Origin of the sequence: Taishania pollutisoli (assembly GCF_014518315.1) — a bacterium.
Classification (GTDB): Bacteria; Bacteroidota; Bacteroidia; order Flavobacteriales_D; family Crocinitomicaceae; genus Taishania; species Taishania pollutisoli.
Map to the genome: position 1 here is coordinate 195,190 of NZ_JACVEL010000001.1, position 18,622 is coordinate 213,811.

General features: G+C 41.4%; 12 protein-coding genes and 1 tRNA gene. 11 read left to right on the top strand and 2 right to left on the bottom strand.

Annotation, left to right across the window (positions count from 1 at the left end):
• Nucleotides 1-11: 11 nt before the first annotated feature.
• Nucleotides 12-668 carry a fructose-6-phosphate aldolase gene (fsa, locus tag H9Y05_RS00800; RefSeq protein WP_163492259.1) on the bottom strand — a complete coding sequence of 219 codons (657 nt, stop codon included), beginning with the start codon at nt 666-668 and terminating at the stop codon, nt 12-14.
• Nucleotides 669-1,115: 447 nt separating this feature from the next.
• Here fsa and H9Y05_RS00805 point away from each other — a divergent pair, with 447 nt between their 5' ends.
• The 6 genes from H9Y05_RS00805 (at nt 1,116) to H9Y05_RS00830 (ending at nt 11,979) form a co-directional block, all read left to right on the top strand.
• A complete protein-coding gene (locus tag H9Y05_RS00805) occupies nt 1,116-3,878 on the top strand; it encodes a bifunctional aconitate hydratase 2/2-methylisocitrate dehydratase (protein ID WP_216713236.1) in 2,763 nt (920 codons plus the stop codon).
• A 56-nt stretch (nt 3,879-3,934) separates the two neighbouring features.
• Nucleotides 3,935-6,202, top strand: a complete 2,268-nt coding sequence (locus H9Y05_RS00810) for an aconitate hydratase (RefSeq protein ID WP_163492261.1) — start codon at nt 3,935-3,937, stop codon at nt 6,200-6,202.
• 137 nt (nt 6,203-6,339) lie between these two features.
• A complete protein-coding gene (locus tag H9Y05_RS00815; RefSeq protein WP_163492262.1) occupies nt 6,340-7,881 on the top strand; it encodes a thioredoxin-like domain-containing protein in 1,542 nt (513 codons plus the stop codon).
• A gap of 133 nt (nt 7,882-8,014) precedes the next feature.
• Complete coding sequence (locus tag H9Y05_RS00820; RefSeq protein WP_216713237.1) at nt 8,015-10,297, top strand: T9SS type A sorting domain-containing protein; 2,283 nt, start codon at nt 8,015-8,017, stop codon at nt 10,295-10,297.
• An 84-nt stretch (nt 10,298-10,381) separates the two neighbouring features.
• A complete protein-coding gene (locus H9Y05_RS00825; RefSeq protein WP_317170270.1) occupies nt 10,382-11,029 on the top strand; it encodes an HD domain-containing protein in 648 nt (215 codons plus the stop codon).
• Nucleotides 11,030-11,031: 2 nt separating this feature from the next.
• Nucleotides 11,032-11,979 carry an ROK family protein gene (locus H9Y05_RS00830; RefSeq protein WP_163492265.1) on the top strand — a complete coding sequence of 316 codons (948 nt, stop codon included), beginning with the start codon at nt 11,032-11,034 and terminating at the stop codon, nt 11,977-11,979.
• A 34-nt stretch (nt 11,980-12,013) separates the two neighbouring features.
• Here H9Y05_RS00830 and H9Y05_RS00835 read toward each other — a convergent pair.
• Nucleotides 12,014-12,095, bottom strand: a tRNA-Leu gene (locus H9Y05_RS00835).
• Between the two features lie 226 nt (nt 12,096-12,321).
• Between H9Y05_RS00835 and H9Y05_RS00840 the strand changes: the two genes are divergently transcribed.
• From H9Y05_RS00840 to H9Y05_RS00860, 5 genes are all read left to right on the top strand, one after another.
• The gene (locus H9Y05_RS00840; protein WP_163492266.1) at nt 12,322-12,972 is read left to right on the top strand and encodes a DUF47 domain-containing protein; all 651 of its coding nucleotides are present in this window, start codon (nt 12,322-12,324) and stop codon (nt 12,970-12,972) included.
• 33 nt (nt 12,973-13,005) lie between these two features.
• Nucleotides 13,006-14,061 carry an inorganic phosphate transporter gene (locus tag H9Y05_RS00845; protein ID WP_163492267.1) on the top strand — a complete coding sequence of 352 codons (1,056 nt, stop codon included), beginning with the start codon at nt 13,006-13,008 and terminating at the stop codon, nt 14,059-14,061.
• A 102-nt stretch (nt 14,062-14,163) separates the two neighbouring features.
• On the top strand, nt 14,164-16,059 hold the full coding sequence (locus H9Y05_RS00850) for a stage II sporulation protein M (RefSeq protein ID WP_216713239.1): 1,896 nt from the start codon (nt 14,164-14,166) through the stop codon (nt 16,057-16,059).
• The gene (locus H9Y05_RS00855) at nt 16,056-16,931 is read left to right on the top strand and encodes a DUF4129 domain-containing protein (protein ID WP_216713240.1); all 876 of its coding nucleotides are present in this window, start codon (nt 16,056-16,058) and stop codon (nt 16,929-16,931) included. Before H9Y05_RS00850 ends, H9Y05_RS00855 begins: the two co-directional genes overlap by 4 nt.
• Nucleotides 16,928-18,622 carry a DUF4350 domain-containing protein gene (locus H9Y05_RS00860; protein ID WP_216713241.1) on the top strand — a complete coding sequence of 565 codons (1,695 nt, stop codon included), beginning with the start codon at nt 16,928-16,930 and terminating at the stop codon, nt 18,620-18,622. Before H9Y05_RS00855 ends, H9Y05_RS00860 begins: the two co-directional genes overlap by 4 nt.

An 18,622-nucleotide genomic window follows, 5' to 3' on the forward strand; every position in this document is an offset into this window, starting at 1 on the left:
CACAAAAACTGTTACTGATTTCCTTTCGCGTAATCAGCTAAGAATTGCTCCAGTCCTTTATCTGTCAGCGGGTGGTTTGCCAATGCTTTGATGGCTTTCAACGGCCCCGTCATTACATCTGCACCAATTTCCGCACAATGAATGATGTGCATCGGGTGACGAACAGATGCTGCCAAAATCTCCGTATCAAACAAATAGTTGTCGTAAATTGTACGGATTTGCGCGATCAACTCCAGTCCGTCATACGAAATATCATCCAAACGTCCCAGGAACGGAGAAATATACGTCGCGCCTGCTTTTGCCGCTAACAACGCTTGTCCCGCGGAGAACACCAGCGTACAATTTGTCTTAATTCCCTTGGATGCAAAATATTTAATTGCCTTAATTCCTTCCGGAATCATTGGGATTTTAACCACGATATTTGCGTGCAATTTCGCCAACTCTTCACCTTCTTTGATCATTCCGTCAAAATCAGTTGAAATCACTTCAGCGGAAACAGGTCCGTCCACGATCTTACAAATTTCAACGTAGTGATTCAGGATGTTTTGCGCTCCTGTAATCCCTTCTTTTGCCATCAGCGATGGGTTGGTTGTTACTCCGTCCAAAATCCCAAGATCATTTGCTTCCCTGATTTCGTCCAAATTTGCAGTGTCAATGAAAAATTTCATGAGGTGTTTTTTTATTTTTTAGCTGCAACAAAAGTAGAGAAACTTTTTCAATTGGTCGAGGCAACAGGTCAGTTTTTGCGCTATTTCAACAGAAAACTCCTTGTAATCCGGCGGAAAAACAAGCAATCGTTCCCCCCTGTCTATCACTACCTTGTTTTGAATAATTCTAAATTAACTTTTTTAGCTTTTTTTATACAAACTTTCCATGAATGAACTTGTTAAAATTATCGAAAATGGTTAATTTCGCATGACTTAAAAATTTGATCGATTTACACAAAAAATGGTGTTTGACACAGACAAAAACAAAGAAGCACAGACACATCGTCCTCTTGCATTCTCATGTACAATTCTATCCACACTCTTTTGGAACGTAAACGCTTCAGAACACGCATAGCAGGAATAATATTTTAATTAAAACTTCTTTAAACACAGAAACGATTGCCCAACATGAACACTTATAGCGAATACATAAAAGAAATTGACGAACGAAAAGAGCAGGGACTACATCCAAAACCAATTGACGGAGCAGAATTATTGCGTGAAATTATCGCACAAATTAAGGATTCAGAACACCCCCACAGAGCAGACTCTATTCACCATTTCATCTACAACACCTTGCCCGGGACTACGAGTGCTGCCGGTGAGAAGGCAATATTCTTAAAAGAAATTATTCTTGGTGAATCAGTGGTGGCAGAAATTTCTCCTGTCTTTGCATTCGAATTACTGTCACACATGAAAGGCGGCCCTTCAATTGAAGTATTGTTGGATTTAGCACTTGGCAATGATGAGTCCATCGCTAAACAAGCGGCTGAAGTACTAAAAACACAAGTGTTCCTGTATGATGCAGATACCGATCGATTGAAAGAAGCATACAATAGCGGGAATCCAATTGCCAAAGCTATTTTGGAAAGCTATGCAAAAGCAGAGTTTTTTACGAAATTACCGGAAGTGCCGGAAGAGATTAAAATCGTAACGTACATCGCTGCCGAAGGTGATATTTCTACTGATTTGCTGTCTCCGGGAAATCAGGCTCACTCACGATCCGACCGTGAATTACACGGTAAATGCATGATTACCCCTCAGGCACAGGAAGAAATCAGAGCATTGCAAAAACAACATCCGGATAAGAGTGTGATGTTAATTGCTGAAAAAGGAACAATGGGAGTTGGTTCTTCCCGCATGTCAGGTGTAAACAACGTGGCACTATGGACAGGAAAACAAGCAAGTCCTTATGTTCCGTTTGTAAACATTGCACCAATTGTTGGCGGAACAAACGGAATTTCTCCGATTTTCCTGACTACGGTTGACGTTACCGGAGGTATTGGCTTGGATCTTAAAAACTGGATGAAGAAAGTTGATGCGGACGGAAATGTTGTTCGAAATGAAAATGGAGACCCGGTACTGGAAGAGGTTTATTCTGTTGCAACAGGTACTGTTCTTACAATCAATACAAAAACAAAGAAATTATACAACGGCGACACAGAATTAATTGATATTTCAAAAGCATTGACGCCACAAAAAATGGAATTCATCAGAGCCGGTGGTTCTTATGCCATTGTATTTGGTAAAAAAATCCAAACCATTGCTGCAAAAACGTTGGGAGTTGAAGCTCCGGTAGTATTTGCACCTTCAAAAGAAATTTCACACGAAGGACAAGGACTGACAGCGGTTGAAAAAATATTCAACCGAAACGCGGTTGGTGTAACTCCGGGGAAAGTCCTGCACGCAGGTTCTGATGTGCGCGTAGAAGTCAATATCGTAGGTTCACAAGACACGACAGGATTGATGACTGCCCAGGAATTGGAATCCATGGCGGCTACCGTTATTTCACCAATCGTTGACGGCGCCTACCAGTCGGGATGCCACACCGCTTCTGTGTGGGATAAAAAAGCGCAGGCAAATATCCCGAAGCTGATGAAGTTTATGAATGATTTCGGAGTGATCACTGCCCGTGACCCGAAAGGCACTTATCATTCCATGACTGACGTTATTCACAAAGTACTGAATGATATCACCATTGATGAATGGGCAATCATTATTGGCGGTGATTCGCACACACGTATGTCAAAAGGAGTTGCCTTCGGAGCAGACTCCGGAACGGTTGCATTGGCATTGGCAACGGGTGAGGCATCAATGCCGATTCCTGAATCTGTAAAAGTAACATTTAAAGGATCGATGAAAGAACACATGGATTTCCGTGATGTTGTTCATGCCACGCAATTGCAAATGTTACAACAATTTGATGGTGAAAATGTATTCCAGGGTAGAATCATTGAAGTTCACATCGGGACATTACTCGCAGATCAGGCATTCACATTCACAGACTGGACAGCCGAAATGAAAGCAAAAGCATCCATCTGTATCTCACAGGACGACACTCTGATTGAATCACTGGAAATCGCAAAAAGCCGTATCCAAATCATGATTGACAAGGGAATGGACAATAAAAACCAGGTACTTCAGGGATTGATCAATAAAGCAAATAAACGAATCGCTGAAATTAAATCCGGTGAAAAGCCGGCACTAACCCCGGATGCAAATGCGAAGTATTATGCGGAAGTAGTCATTGACCTGGACATCATTGATGAACCAATGATTGCTGACCCGGATGTAAACAATGCCGACGTTTCTAAACGATACACCCACGATACGATTCGGGAACTTTCCTACTACGGGGGAGACAAAAAAGTAGACCTTGGATTTGTCGGTTCGTGTATGGTACACAAAGACGATTTGAAAATCGTTTCCCAAATGCTGAAAAACATTGAAAAACAAAAAGGAAAAGTTGAATTCAATGCACCATTGGTAGTCGCTGCTCCGACGTATAATATTATTGATGAATTGAAAACGGAAGGAGACTGGGAATTATTACAAAAGTACTCCGGATTTGAGTTTAGTGACCTTTTCCCGAAAAGCACTGCCCGCACAGAATACGAAAACATCATGTACCTGGAACGTCCGGGTTGTAACCTGTGCATGGGGAACCAGGAAAAAGCAGCTAAAGGAGACACTGTGATGGCAACATCTACGCGTCTTTTCCAGGGAAGAGTTGTTGAAGATTCGGAACGTAAAAAAGGGGAATCATTGCTGGCATCCACTCCGGTAGTAGTACTGTCTGCTATTCTTGGACGCATTCCAAGTGTGGAAGAATACAAAGCTGCAGTGGAAGGCATTAATTTGACGAAATTCAAACCGATAGCAGCTAATTAATAAACTGTTGCTATTGTTGTATTGATTGGAAACAAACTATTTTAAAATGAAGAGATATGGTATTCGATTTAGACATGATTAAAAAAGTGTATGAGCGTTATCCGGAACGGATCGCTGCAGCACGAAAAGTTGTAGGAAAGCCTTTAACTCTTTCTGAAAAGATTCTCTATGCCCACTTGTGGGATGGAAATGCAACAACGGAATATGAGCGGGGTAAATCTTATGTGGATTTCGCGCCGGACAGAGTCGCAATGCAGGATGCAACAGCCCAAATGGCGTTGTTGCAGTTTATGCAGGCAGGAAAAACGAAAGTGGCTGTTCCTTCCACTGCACATGCAGACCACCTGATTCAGGCAAAAATCGGCGCTGACAAGGATTTGCAGGACGCATTGAACAAAAGTAGTGAGGTCTTTAACTTCCTGAGTTCTGTATGTAATAAATATGGTATCGGTTTCTGGAAACCCGGAGCCGGAATCATTCACCAGGTTGTACTGGAAAATTACGCATTCCCGGGAGGAATGATGATTGGCACAGATTCCCACACAGTAAATGCCGGTGGACTTGGAATGGTTGCTGTGGGTGTCGGTGGAGCTGATGCAGTTGACGTAATGGCAGGAATGGCATGGGAGTTGAAAATGCCGAAACTGATCGGTGTAAAGCTGACAGGAAAACTGAACGGATGGACCGCACCGAAAGACGTGATTCTGAAAGTAGCGGGAATCCTCACAGTGAAAGGAGGTACAGGCGCAATTGTTGAATACTTCGGAGAAGGAGCTGAGGCAATGTCATGTACCGGTAAAGGAACCATTTGTAATATGGGAGCTGAAATCGGTGCTACGACATCAACGTTCGGTTATGATGATTCCATGAGAAGATACCTGAATGCGACAGGTCGTGCTGAAGTAGTTGCGCTTGCAGATCAGGTAGCTGAGCACTTAACAGGGGATGCAGAAGTATACGCAAATCCTGAAAAATACTTCGATCAGGTGATTGAAATCAATCTTTCCGAATTGACACCGCATTTAAACGGGCCGTTCACTCCGGATTTGGCAACACCTGTTGCTGAATTCAGAGAAAAAGCAATCGCGAATGATTGGCCGTTAGACATTGAATGGGCATTGATCGGTTCATGTACCAACTCATCCTACGAAGATTTATCAAGAGCCGCTTCAATTGTAGAAGATGCTGTTAGCAAGGGAGTAAAACCAAAAGCAATTCTGGGAATCAACCCGGGATCTGAGCAAGTACGTTATACGGCCGAAAGAGACGGATTCATTGATACATTTAAGAAATTTGAATCGGCACGCATCTTTACCAACGCATGTGGACCGTGCATCGGCCAGTGGGACCGTGAAGGAGCGGAAAAACAAGAAAAGAATTCCATTGTTCACTCCTTCAACCGCAACTTTGCAAAACGTGCAGACGGAAACCCGAACACGCACGCATTCGTTGCATCACCGGAAATGGTCGCAGCTATTGCCATTGCAGGGAGATTGGATTTCAACCCGATTACAGACACATTGACCAATCAAAACGGTGAGCAGGTAAAATTAAACGAACCGACAGGATTTGAGTTACCTCCGAAAGGATTTGATGTCGATGACAACGGATACCAGGCACCGGCTGAAGACGGATCAGGTATTGTCGTAGATGTAAAACCGGATTCGGAACGTTTACAATTACTCGAAGAATTCCCGGCATGGGACGGTAAAAACATTACCGGTGCAAAATTGCTCATCAAGGCATTCGGAAAATGTACAACGGATCATATTTCCATGGCTGGTCCGTGGTTGCGTTACCGTGGTCACTTAGATAATATTTCCAACAACATGTTGATCGGAGCTGTTAACGCATTCGGCGGGGCAACAAACGAAGTTGTCAATCAATTGACAGGAGCAAAAGGAGAAGTTCCGGCAACAGCAAGAGCGTACAAAGCAGCAGGAATTCCATCCATCGTTGTCGGTGACCAGAACTACGGTGAAGGATCTTCCCGTGAGCACGCAGCAATGGAACCTCGTCACCTGGGGGTAAAAGCGGTAATCGTTAAATCATTTGCACGTATTCACGAAACAAACCTGAAAAAACAAGGGATGTTGGGGTTGACGTTTGCAAATGAAGCAGATTATGACAAAATCAAAGAAGATGATACTTTTAACTTCATTGACCTGGTTGATTTTGCTCCGGGAAAACAACTGACGTTGGAAATTGTCCACGCGGACGGATCAAAAGAAACAATCAAATTGAATCATACTTACAACCATCAGCAAATTGAATGGTTCAAAGCAGGTTCTGCTTTGAATCTGATTAAATTGCAAAATCAGTAATCCATACGTATCAGACAGAAACAGGCGGTTTAAATGACCGCCTTGTTTTTTATATAGTTAAATAAATGTTAACTTCATCCCCTTTGGAATAAATATTGCGTCTGTATGTATAATTTCAAAACAAATTCAAAAACAACATGAAAGCGATTCTAACGATATTCATTGTATTAACTTCCGTAGTGACCTTTGGTCAGAAGCTAAAATTTAAAATCGTCGGACAGGCAGATACGACCGTACATCTTGTAAAATATAGCGGCACGAAGTTATTCTATGCTGATACCGCGGAAATAAAAGGTGGATATGTTGAGTTTGACGGAGCAAAACAGCAACCCGGAATGCTTGGGATTCTTCTCCCCGGACAGCAATTATTCGAATTTATCTACAACAAGGAAGAAGTGCACATTGAAACACAGAAACCAAATTTTGTAGAAACAATGAAAGTAAAAAAATCCGAAGAAAACAGGATTTTTAATGACTATGTAAAATTTATTAGCGAGCGCAAAACGACCGCGCAAAAATTAGCGACGGAAATCAATACACTGGAAAAAACAGATCCGAAATACAAAGGACTGGAAGACCAAATCAATGCGATCAACAAAGAAGTAATTGCCTATCAGCACAACCTGGTAAAAACGTATCCGAATATGTTGGTGGGGAAAATGATCAAAATGACGTTAGAAGTTGAAATTCCGGAACCACCGGTAGATGCAAAAGGAAATATCATTGACTCCAACTTCAGGTATCATTACTACAGAGATCATTATTTTGACAACACTGACTTTTCTGTGGACGGGTTGGTCAACACATCTGTTTTCGGTAATAAAATAGAATACTTTTTCGGCAATAAAATGCTGGTACAACATTGGGATACCATTCTCAAATATGCCTATCGTGTAATTGATCAAATGGATCCGAAATCCAAAGCATTCGAATACGTTGTTTCATACGTAACAAGTTCATTCGGGAAGAGCAAACAAATGGGGATGGATAAAGTGTACGTGATGATGGCAGACAAATATTATTGTACACGCAATGCAGAGGGAAAATCTCCTGCTTCCTGGATGACAGAAGACAAGTTGGAAGAATTGTGTGAGAAGATTACCGTTCAAAAAAACCTGGTGATGGGTGTGAAAGCACCAAACATTATTCTGCCGGACACATTGGACAGACCGTGGGACAAACTAAATTGGATCAATCTACACAAAATCAACGCGGAATACACCATCCTGTATTTTTGGGATCCGGAGTGTGGCCATTGTAAAAAAATCACTCCGAAATTAGCCGAATTGTACGACAAGAAATTCAAAGGAAGAAACATTGAAGTACTTGCCATCGGGAAAGCTTCAGGTGATGATTACAAAAAGTGGAAAGACTACATCGTTAAAAACAAACTGAACTTTCTGAACGTAGCCGTTACAGAAACGATTTTGAAAATAGGAAAAGAAGATGCACGGATGTTAATTCCGAGATTTACCACTTTGGAATCTATGAATATTCATTTGACCTATGATATTTTTTCAACACCTCGCCTATTCGTTTTAGACAAGGATAAGAAATTCATTGCGAAGCAAATTTCCATCTCTCAACTGGAAGACATGATGGACCGATTGCAGAACAAAACCGATTTACCTAAATTATTTCCTCCGGACAAAGAGGAAGATGAGCAAATGACAAAATAGAAAAATACACCTTCAAAAAAGCAATCTCCGGGTTGCTTTTTTTTATTTGTTAATAATTCCTTTACATCCAAAAGTAGGTTCTTAGGGGGCTTCTTTCGTAACTTTGCTCCGCATATTATTTAAAACATTAAAAATGAAAAAATTATTACTTGCATTTTTTGCGTTGCCAATGATTACCACAGCACAAACAACGGTAAACTTTGATGACGCAGCTAAATGGACAAATGGTACTAGTCCAATTGGGTCATATGGAGACAATCATACTTATGTTGACGGTACATTTTCATCAACATGCACACAGTGCCTAAGAGAGACAACTGCTCTTGGAGGAGGATTACCTGGAGCAAATGGTACTTACGCATATAGACTTCGAAATGCGGATGACGCTTCTTTTGTTGCGACAATCAGTTCCGGAGGTGTTTCTACTTTTAGTGTCAATATTCGTCGTTGGGATGATAGTCCGAATCCGCAATTTGATATTGAATATTCTACGAATGGTGGTACGTCATGGACATTTGTTACACTAATTAATAATGCGGCCCTAGATAATTCAAGTAATTATAAAATTTTCAATGGTACAATCAATAACAGTAACAATAATATTCTTATTAGAATATCAAATCTGAATTACTCCGCTTCTGAGCGAATTATGGTTGATGATTTTACATGGTCTCCTTATGTTGCACCTGGATGTAACATTGCAACAGCAGATCTTACTGCATTAACTTGTAATGACAATACAACAACTGCTGATCCTGCAGATGATTACATTTCATTCTCATTGAATCCTACAGGATCTCAGCTTGGGGCAACTTATACTGTTTCTGTTTCTTCCGGGACAATCACACCCACAACAGGTACATACGGTGCTGCAACGTCTTTCCAATTACAAGACGGTTCTGCAGGCGCAGGAAACGTTACGGTAACAATCACAGATGCGGATGAATCAGGATGTACATTAGATGTAGCAATCACAGATCCGGGATCTTGTTCTTCAGCTGTTCCTGTTATCACAGCTACACCAGCTACATTGACTGGATTTAACCACCAGGTAGGAACACCTTCCGCTTCTCAACCGTTTACGGTTTCCGGAATCGCATTGTCAGATGACATAACGGTTACTGCACCGACAGGTTTTGAAGTTTCTTTGGACAACACAACATTTACAGCATCCGTTACATTGACTCCTGTTTCAGGAACAGTAGCTGCAACAACAGTTCACGCAAGAGGAAACGCAGCAATTTACGGACCACTCTCCGGAAACATTATCGCGTCTTCAACAGGTGCGGATAACGATACGGTAGCTGTTTCAGGTTTCGCAGATGACTATGTATATTATACAATCGATCAAATCAATGGGACAGATGCAAACGGTGCAGCAGATTCATTGAATGTATTGGTAACAATTACTGGTGTTCTTCACTGTATGGACTTCAGAGCTGGTTCAGGATACAACATGGCGATCATCGACGGTTCAGGAGAAGGAATGTACATCTTCGCTACAAATGACGTAAGTGGCTATACAACTCCTATGGCCGGAGATTCTATCGAGGTAAAAGGAATCATTGATCAATTCAACGGACTGTTACAAGTACGTGCACACGCAATCACATTGTTGGAAAGCGGTGTCGCTACAAACGCTCCAATCGTAGTTACAGCATTGAACGAGTCTACGGAAAATCAATATGTAACATTGGAAAATGTAACACTGGTTACACCAATCGCGACATTCCCGACAACAAATACAAACCTGGATGTAACAGACGGAACGACAACATTCCAGATCCGTATCCTGACTTCTACAAACTTAGGAGGAACACCGGCTCCGCAAGGACCATTCAACGTAACAGGAATCGGATCCCAGTTTGATTCTTCAAGTCCGTATACTTCCGGTTACCAATTGTTACCTTGCGGTACAGATGCAATTGAAATCGTATGTGCAGGTGCTAACTTGCCAAATCTGGCAGTTACAACTGCGGGTATGACTGCTACAGCTACAGCTACAGGTATGACATACCAATGGATCAATTGTGCTGACAACTCACCTGTTTCCGGAGCAACAAACCGCACATACACTGCAACTACTGCTGGTTCATACGCGGTAATCATCGACAATGGGACATGCGCAGATACATCTGCATGTGTTGCGTTAGCAGGAGTGTCTGTTGAAAGCGTAGAATTAGGACAATCAATCGTTGCTTATCCAAACCCTGTTAATGAGCTGTTGACGATCAATAACTACAGTAACATGGATGTGACCTATACAATTACGGATATCAACGGTAAAGTTATTTCAGAAACAGCTGTGATCAGTTCTGTTGCAACTGTAAACACATTGTCCTGGAACAGAGGTGTTTACTTTGTAACATTCAACGGTGCGAACAATGCAACGCACACATTGAAAGTGATCAAGTAATATTTTTTATAATAGCAGGAAGAGGATGCTCGAATGAGCATCCTCTTTTTTTATATTTGGATGTTTAATTTAGCTGACTATAGTGTGAAAAATTTAGTAGAACGAATCACTGATTTTGTTAAATCGCAAAATAGCGATATTGCAACGGGACATGATTGGTATCACATTGATCGTGTTCGCAAAAATGCATTGTATCTTCAATCACAAGAAGGCGGAGACAAAGAAGTAATCGAATTGGCGGCATTATTGCATGATATTTCCGATTACAAATTCAACGGAGGAAACGAGCAATTAGGCGGGGATGTTTCTTATAACGCGGTTATCTCCGCAGGCGGATCTTCCGAAACAGCTGAAAAAGTAAGAATCATTGTCAACAGTGTATCCTATAAAGGTGCGAATGTAGAAGACACAACTACTTCTCTTGAGGCAAAAATAGTGCAGGATGCAGATCGGCTGGATGCAATCGGTGCCATTGGAATTGCCCGGACATTTGCATATGGAGGACATGTGGGAAATCCCATTTACGATCCGGAGCTTCCACACAAACTGCACAACACATTTGACGAATATAAAAATGCAAAGTCAACAACAATTAATCATTTCTACGAGAAATTGTTACTTTTATCCGACAAAATGCACACCGACACCGCCAGACTGATTGCTGAAAACCGAACGGAATATATGAAAAACTTCCTCACTCAGTTTTATCGTGAGTGGAACAATGATTTTTAAGTATGGAGGAACCTGGATTAGCTCTTGGGATAGATATCGGCGGAACAAACACCGCATTTGGGATTGTAGATCATAAAGGCACTATTCTTTTTGAAGGAGTTACTTCAACAAAAAGTCATGAGCGGCCGGAATCGTTAGCTGACTTCATTTTTGACACGTTAGGAGAGCATTCATTCCGGGAACAGTTGATCGGGATCGGAATTGGTGCACCCAACGGCAATCATTTTACGGGAAACATTGAATTTGCTCCGAATTTACATTGGAAAGGAATTGTTCCGATGGCTAAAATCTTCATGGAAAAATTCAACAAGAAAACCATTATGACCAATGACGCCAATGCTGCAGCCGTTGGAGAAATGCTGTTTGGTGCCGCCATCGGATTGAAGAACTTTGTCACCATAACACTTGGAACAGGCCTTGGAAGCGGTGTAGTGATTGACGGAAAAATTGTTTACGGCGAAGATGGATTGGCTGGAGAGTACGGACACATTCGTGTTGTTGATAACGGTCGGTTATGTGGCTGCGGAAGACAGGGATGCCTGGAAACTTATGCGTCGGCTACCGGAGTAGTGAGAAGTATTCGCGAACTGGAATCTGACTACAAAAAAGATTCCGTCTTGTTAACCCTTGAAAACCCTACCAGTAAAGACGTCGCAGAAGCATCTGTTGCCGGAGATGAATTTTCAAGAGAAATTCTGGATTACACTGCCAAAATCCTTGGAAATGCGCTGGCTGATTTCCTCTGCTTCTCCAACCCGAAAGCATACATCCTATTCGGAGGATGCGCACAGGCAGGAAAGACGTTTTCCGACAAAGTAAAAAGCTACATGGAATTGGCTGCGTTAAAAATCTACCAGAATAAAGTAGAAGTGAAAATCTCGGAATTGCAGGATAGAAATGCAGCTGTATTGGGTACTGCTGCAATTGTATTCAATGGTATCACTAAATAAAAAAAGGAAGCTCTTACGAACTTCCTTTTGGCGGTACCCGGGGCCGGAATCGAACCGGCACGCCCGAAGGCACAGGATTTTGAATCCAGCGCGTCTACCAGTTCCGCCACCCGGGCATATCAAAATCTGGGTGCAAAAATAAGTATTTTTTAAATATCTCTGCATTATTTTTGAAAAAAAATGAGAATATTTAGCACAATTAAACCTACCACCCTATTTGTCAGCAAACTACCTGTTCAACTAATTAAAAATTGCCGTGTTCTTTAAAAATTGTTTTGATAAGATTTTGGTAACATTAGGTTAATATTAGGCGGTTAATTTCGCAACGTAATTAATATAGACATGGCAAACACAATTAATAAGATTCTTCAGTTCTTAGTTCCGAAAGACAAAAAATTCATTCCCTTATTACAATCAGCGGCAACCAACCTTGTGGAGGTCTCTGTTAAACTGGACGAATTGTCGAATGCCCCCAAGAAAGAACGGGAAGCATTTTTTAACAAGATGAATGAACTGGATATCGAGTCCGACAAAATCATCCGTGAAATTAACCTCGAACTGAGCCGTAACTTCCTGACACCTTTTGACCGGGAAGACATCCACGCGCTGAACATTGCCATCGGGGATGTGGTTGATTACCTGATTGACAGCGCAAACAGAATGAATTTTTACCAGGTGGAAGACATTACAAAGTCAATTAAAAAACTGACCGAAATAAATGTAGAAGCATGTAAACTGATTCAGAAAGGAATTGACTGTCTTGCAGGAAGCAAAAAACTGACACACATCGCTGTTGTTTGTAAGAAAATCAATGAACTGGAAGTAAAAGCTGACAAAATTCATGATAAAGCCATTGCAGACATCTTTGAAAAAGAAACAGACGCAAAAATTATCATTAAATACAAAGAAGTATTATTCTCCCTTGAAACAGCAACAGACAAGAGTAAAGCTGTTGCCAATGTACTGGAGTCCGTAATGGTGAAATACTCTTAATCACGTTTCTTTTTTTGAAGTAATCAGACACTCATGACATTACTTATTTCGATCATCATCTTAGCGTTTATCTTTGATTACATCAATGGATTTCACGATGCTGCCAATTCGATTGCCACAATTGTTGCAACCAAAGTTCTAACGCCTTTTCAGGCAGTTTTATGGGCTGCGTTTTTCAACTTCATGGCCTATTTTATCTCGCTATACGTTGTAGGAGAATTTAAAATCGGTAACACCATTGCCAAAACGGTTATTGAAGACTACATCACACTGGAAGTGATTTTTGCCGGACTTATCGCAGCCATTTCATGGAATTTAGTAACCTGGAAATTCGGAATTCCTTCTTCCTCATCACATACATTGATCGGAGGATTCATGGGAGCAGCCCTGACACATGCCTATATAACACACGATACGCTTCAGGGAGTCATCAATGTCGCAAAAGTATTCCCGATTGTATTGTTTATTTTCGTTGCCCCGCTGTTGGGAATGATCATGGCATATCTCATTACCGTTATCATTATGCACATCTGCAAAAAGACAACCCCGCACAAAGCAGATGTATGGTTCAGAAGAATGCAGTTGGTATCGTCGGCCTTGTTTAGTTTGGGACACGGAGCCAATGACGCACAGAAAGTAATGGGAATCATCGGTGCTGCAGTAATCTTTTACCACGTACAGGCAGGAGATGCTGAATGGATTGATTCTCCGGACAGATTTGCCCACTTCGTAGAAGAATGGGGATGGGTTCCGTTAACATCCTTCATTGTGATCGGTTTGGGAACAATGAGCGGCGGATGGAAAATTGTGAAAACAATGGGATCTAAAATCACAAAAGTAACGTCTCTGGAAGGAGTGAGTGCCGAAACTGCCGGTGCCATCACATTATATGTTGCAGAGCACCTGGGAATCCCTGTTTCTACCACACATACCATTACTGGTAGTATTGTCGGAGTGGGAATTACAAAAAGAACATCGGCCGTGCGATGGGGAGTAACCGTAAAATTGCTGTGGGCGTGGATCTTAACCATTCCGATTTCAGCAATCGTTGCGGGAATTGTCTACCTGGTCGTAACTGCATTCCAATAACAGGATTCACCCGGATTTTCAAAGGAAAATAAATATTTCCTCCAAAATCACTCTATTCTCAATCTCTTCATTATATTTATGTTCTTTTTGAAAGAACACTGATTGAAGGAAACTAAATTCATAGAGCAAAATAAGGAAAAGTGGTCACGTTTTGAGAAAGCCTACACTTCTTCACAGAAAAATCCGGAAGAGTTAAGTAAGTTGTACCTCGACATCACTGAAGACCTGGGATATGCGCAAACATTCTACAACAGAAGAACTGTTCGCGTATACCTCAATCAACTTGCTCAGAAAGTATTTTCCGGTGTCCACAAACAAGGTGGTGAAACGTGGAAAAAGATCCTGGAAGTAATCACCGTTTCAATTCCCATTGAAATTTACCGCTCCAGAAAAACATTGCTTTTCGCATTGATATCCTTTCTGGCCTATGCAGCCATCGGGGTTGTCACCACTTATTTCAATCCTGATTTTCCCCGCATTGTTCTCGGTGACATGTATGTGGACATGACCGTTGATAACATTTCGAACGGAAATCCGCTGGCCGTCTACGAAAGCCAGTCGCAGCTTTCCATGTTTATTTACATTACTACCAACAACTTAAAAGTAGCGTTACTCACCTTTTTTGCAGGATTTTTTGCAACAATCGGAACCCATATTCTTTTGTTTTCAAATGGTGTAATGCTCGGTTCTTTCCAGTACTTCTTTCATACCAAAGGATTATTGATCACCTCTTTTTTGGGAATCTGGATTCACGGAGCATTTGAAATTTCAGCCATTGTACTCGCAGGAGGAGCCGGAATTACCGCAGGAAACGGATTACTGTTCCCCAAAAGTTTTACCCGGATGCAATCATTGAAAATCTCTACTATCCGGGGATTGAAAATCATGCTGAGCCTGATTCCGTTTATCATTGCGGCAGGTTTCCTCGAAAGTTACGTAACACGCAATTACCAGTTACTACCCGAATGGTCAAAATGGTGTATTATCTTTTTCTCATTTGCACTCATTGTTGTTTATTATGTCATTTACCCGTTTTTTGTAGCCCGGAAGCATCCACACCTCGTCAACCAGGAAGACATGTCGGACATCCGGCCTCAGCGGAAACTGATTCTTCACAAACTACGTTCCGAAGGAGAAGTTATCAAAGATGCATTCCAGGCGTACTGGCTGTATTTCAAAAAATTCATGACCGTAATTCTGACAATTGTTCTTCCGCTTGCCTTAATTGTTGTATACATCCAGGGGCAGGTTCACATGGACAGAATGCTCAGTCAGCACTGGTACGACTGGTATGCACTGTCTCAAATCATGTTCGGATTCGGTAAATACCACCTCACAGATCTGTTGGCAGGAGTTGCCTGGTCACTACTGTTCGCACTGATTTTTTCGGCTGTATTCTGGGCTGTTAAATCTCCGAAAGTTAGCGTCTCTTACCCGGACTATTTCAGGTACCTGAGGCAGCGATTCTGGAAAATCTATCTTTCATTCGCACTTTTTTACTGGTTGTTCTATTTTGTTCCGATTGAAGCCAAATTTATCTTGTTGTTTTTACTTCCGCTCCTGACAATTAATGTTGCCGTTGCCGGCTTAGATGATGGAACTAACAGATTGAAAAAAGCATTCCGGTACGGAAAAAAGGCATACGGATCCAGTATCATTATCATTTTATTTTTCTCGTTGATGCTCGTGTTATTTATTCAGCCGATTGCGTTGGTGCTCAGTATCCATCAAACATGGACCAACGAACCATTAGTAGGTGATTTACTGGATATGGTCACTGATTTTATCAACAGGGCAGCAATATTTTTCACTGAAGATTACATGTATTATTCCAATTCATTCCGACAATTGGTCTACCTGTTTTTTGTACTGTTCACCCTACCATTGTTTGCCATGATGATTGGACTTTCTTATTTCAACGTTACAGAAAAAGAAGAAGCAATCGGGTTGAAAAAAGAATTTGAATCGTTTGGAAAACGTAAACGTAACCAGGAATGAGAAACTTGCTGCTTGTCATACTTTTCGTTTTTCCATTCTTGCTGATTTCGCAGGACAACACAATTGACCGCTATCATAAACAACAACAGCAGCAAAACGTTTACGAAAAAAGTAAAAAATTTAAAGGTCCAAAAGAGTGGAATTCATCCTACCCGAGTGAGTTGTATGAACAAAGCTGGGAAGAAGAAGAGGACTTCTATTCGGATGGAAATAACCCCATGCATTCCATCCTTTCCGATGAACAGCTGGGGGAAAGCCGCGGGGAAAAGTACGGGAGTGAATACAGTAACGGAGTCGTAAAGAAACCCAATCCGAACATGATTCCTCCGGATCCGATTGAGTTGCCGGACATCGACATGCCGGACATCGATCTTCCGGATGTAGACCTTCCTGATTTTGATATGCCTTCCATCGGAACCTGGGAGTTCTGGAAGGTTGTTTTGTTGATTCTCGTCATCGGGGTATTGCTGTTTATTTTGTACCTGATCATCCGTCAGATCAAACCGGGAGATGCAAAGGTGCGCATCCATGTGGACGATGAATGGAACCCTACCGTTATTACCAAATCCGAGCTGGAATTAAAATTAGAGAAAGCAATTATGGGGAGCAACTACCGGGAGTGTGTCCGCATTCATTTTATGTTTATCCTGAAAGAACTCATCAATAAGCAACACATCAATTGGAGACCGGAAAAAACCAATTACGATTACTTGCTGGAAACACGGAAATCCAAGGGATATGACAACTTTGGTGAATGTGTGCGTATTTACGACCTGGTATGGTACGGTGACTATGAAATTACCCGTCGCGATTATGAGCAATTAAAGCCTACGCTGGAAAATTATTATCAATCCTTAAACCCTGAAGCATGAGCAGAACGTTTAAAATAGGATTGATTGCTTTTGTCGTCGTGATGGTTATTCTCATTGTGTGGTTATCATCCGGGGGCAATAATGCATCGAAAAACAGAGGGAACAGCACAACCGCAACGACCTACACAAACTGGGATGATGCCTATATTCCGGACAGTAAAGATCCGAAGGGATTGTTTCACTGGAGTGCGACATTGCGCCTGCATTTACAGAAAAACAAATCCATTTCTACCATTGATTACCTGTATAGCATTGATACTATTCCGAAAGAAACACAGCCCACCTTCCTGTTTATCGGGGATTACTTTGCTTTGTATGAAGAAGAAATTGATTCTCTGCTGTCAAAAGTCGGAAGGGGTGCAAAACTATTCATTTCAGCAGAAAAAGTTGACGGGTTACTCTACGAATACCTATTTGATGATGTGGTCATGGGGTATTACTATGACACAACCATTACTGTTGCAACAGCAACTAAAACATATCCTTTTACAGCACTTCATCAGGCTATTCCCGTAGCAAAGAAATGGATCGGCTATAAATTTACCCAAACAGTGGATTCAGTTCCGTTTAAATCCTTGAGCGGATATGGTACATTGATGAACAGTGGTGTGATTGATTATGGTGCAGGAAAAATCTATTTAAACACAACTCCGGAGTTATTTACCAATTATCAATACCTGACAACCCCCGGTTATGCGTATGCAAAAACCTGGTTGAATGAAATTCCGAAAGATCAATCCGTTTACTGGTTAGAATTTGCGCGGTACAAACCGTATGAATATGATTTCATGAAAGAATACTATGGCGAAGACGGAAAACGGGACGACAGTTACCTGCAATTTATCTTCCAGGACAGGCAACGGATTCTTGCACTTTTACTGTTGATTTCCGGGTTAATCCTGTTTGTTCTGTTCAGAGCTAAACGAATGCAACCGTTCGTTCCTTTCATTCCGAAAAAACGCAACATGACCATGATCTTTGCAGACACGATCACGTCTATTTATTTCAACCAGCGAAATCCATTTGCAATGGTCCGTATCCAGCGAGCGAATTTTTACGGCATTATACACAAGCATTTCCACATTGATCTTTCCAAAGAAGTCACAGAAAGAGAAATTGAATCATTGGCGCAGAAAAGCAATGTAAAACCATCTGAAATCAATGAAATTTTGCGAAAAATGAATGCATTGAGGGAGTACAATACTTCTGAGTATGAATTGTCCGAGTTGCGAAAAATGATCCTGAATTTCTATCGAAAGTCAGGACTGATTTCTACAAAAATTCAGGACAGACTGGATGTAAAAATTTACCAGGTGTACCGAAATGAATGGATTTCCGGGCTGCTGATTCTGGTTGGATTAGGACTGATTACCTATGGAACTTATTACCTGACGCATGCCATCGCTATTGGTGTTGTTCTCTGGCCGATTGGAGCAATTCCGATCATATTCGGAGTCATGCGCCTGATGAAACCATACCTTTCATGGTCCAACCGGGAAATAAGTATTCAACCGCTTTTCGGAAAGGAAAAAGTGTTTAATTTAGAACAATTAAGGTCTGTCTACCAGGATCGAAAGGAAGTGCAACTCCATTTTGAGTCTGTTACCCTGAAAGTGAATTATTGGGAGTTAAACCGGGCAGATGCGAAACAATTACAACGTTTTGCAGAAACCCACAATAAAATGAAATAA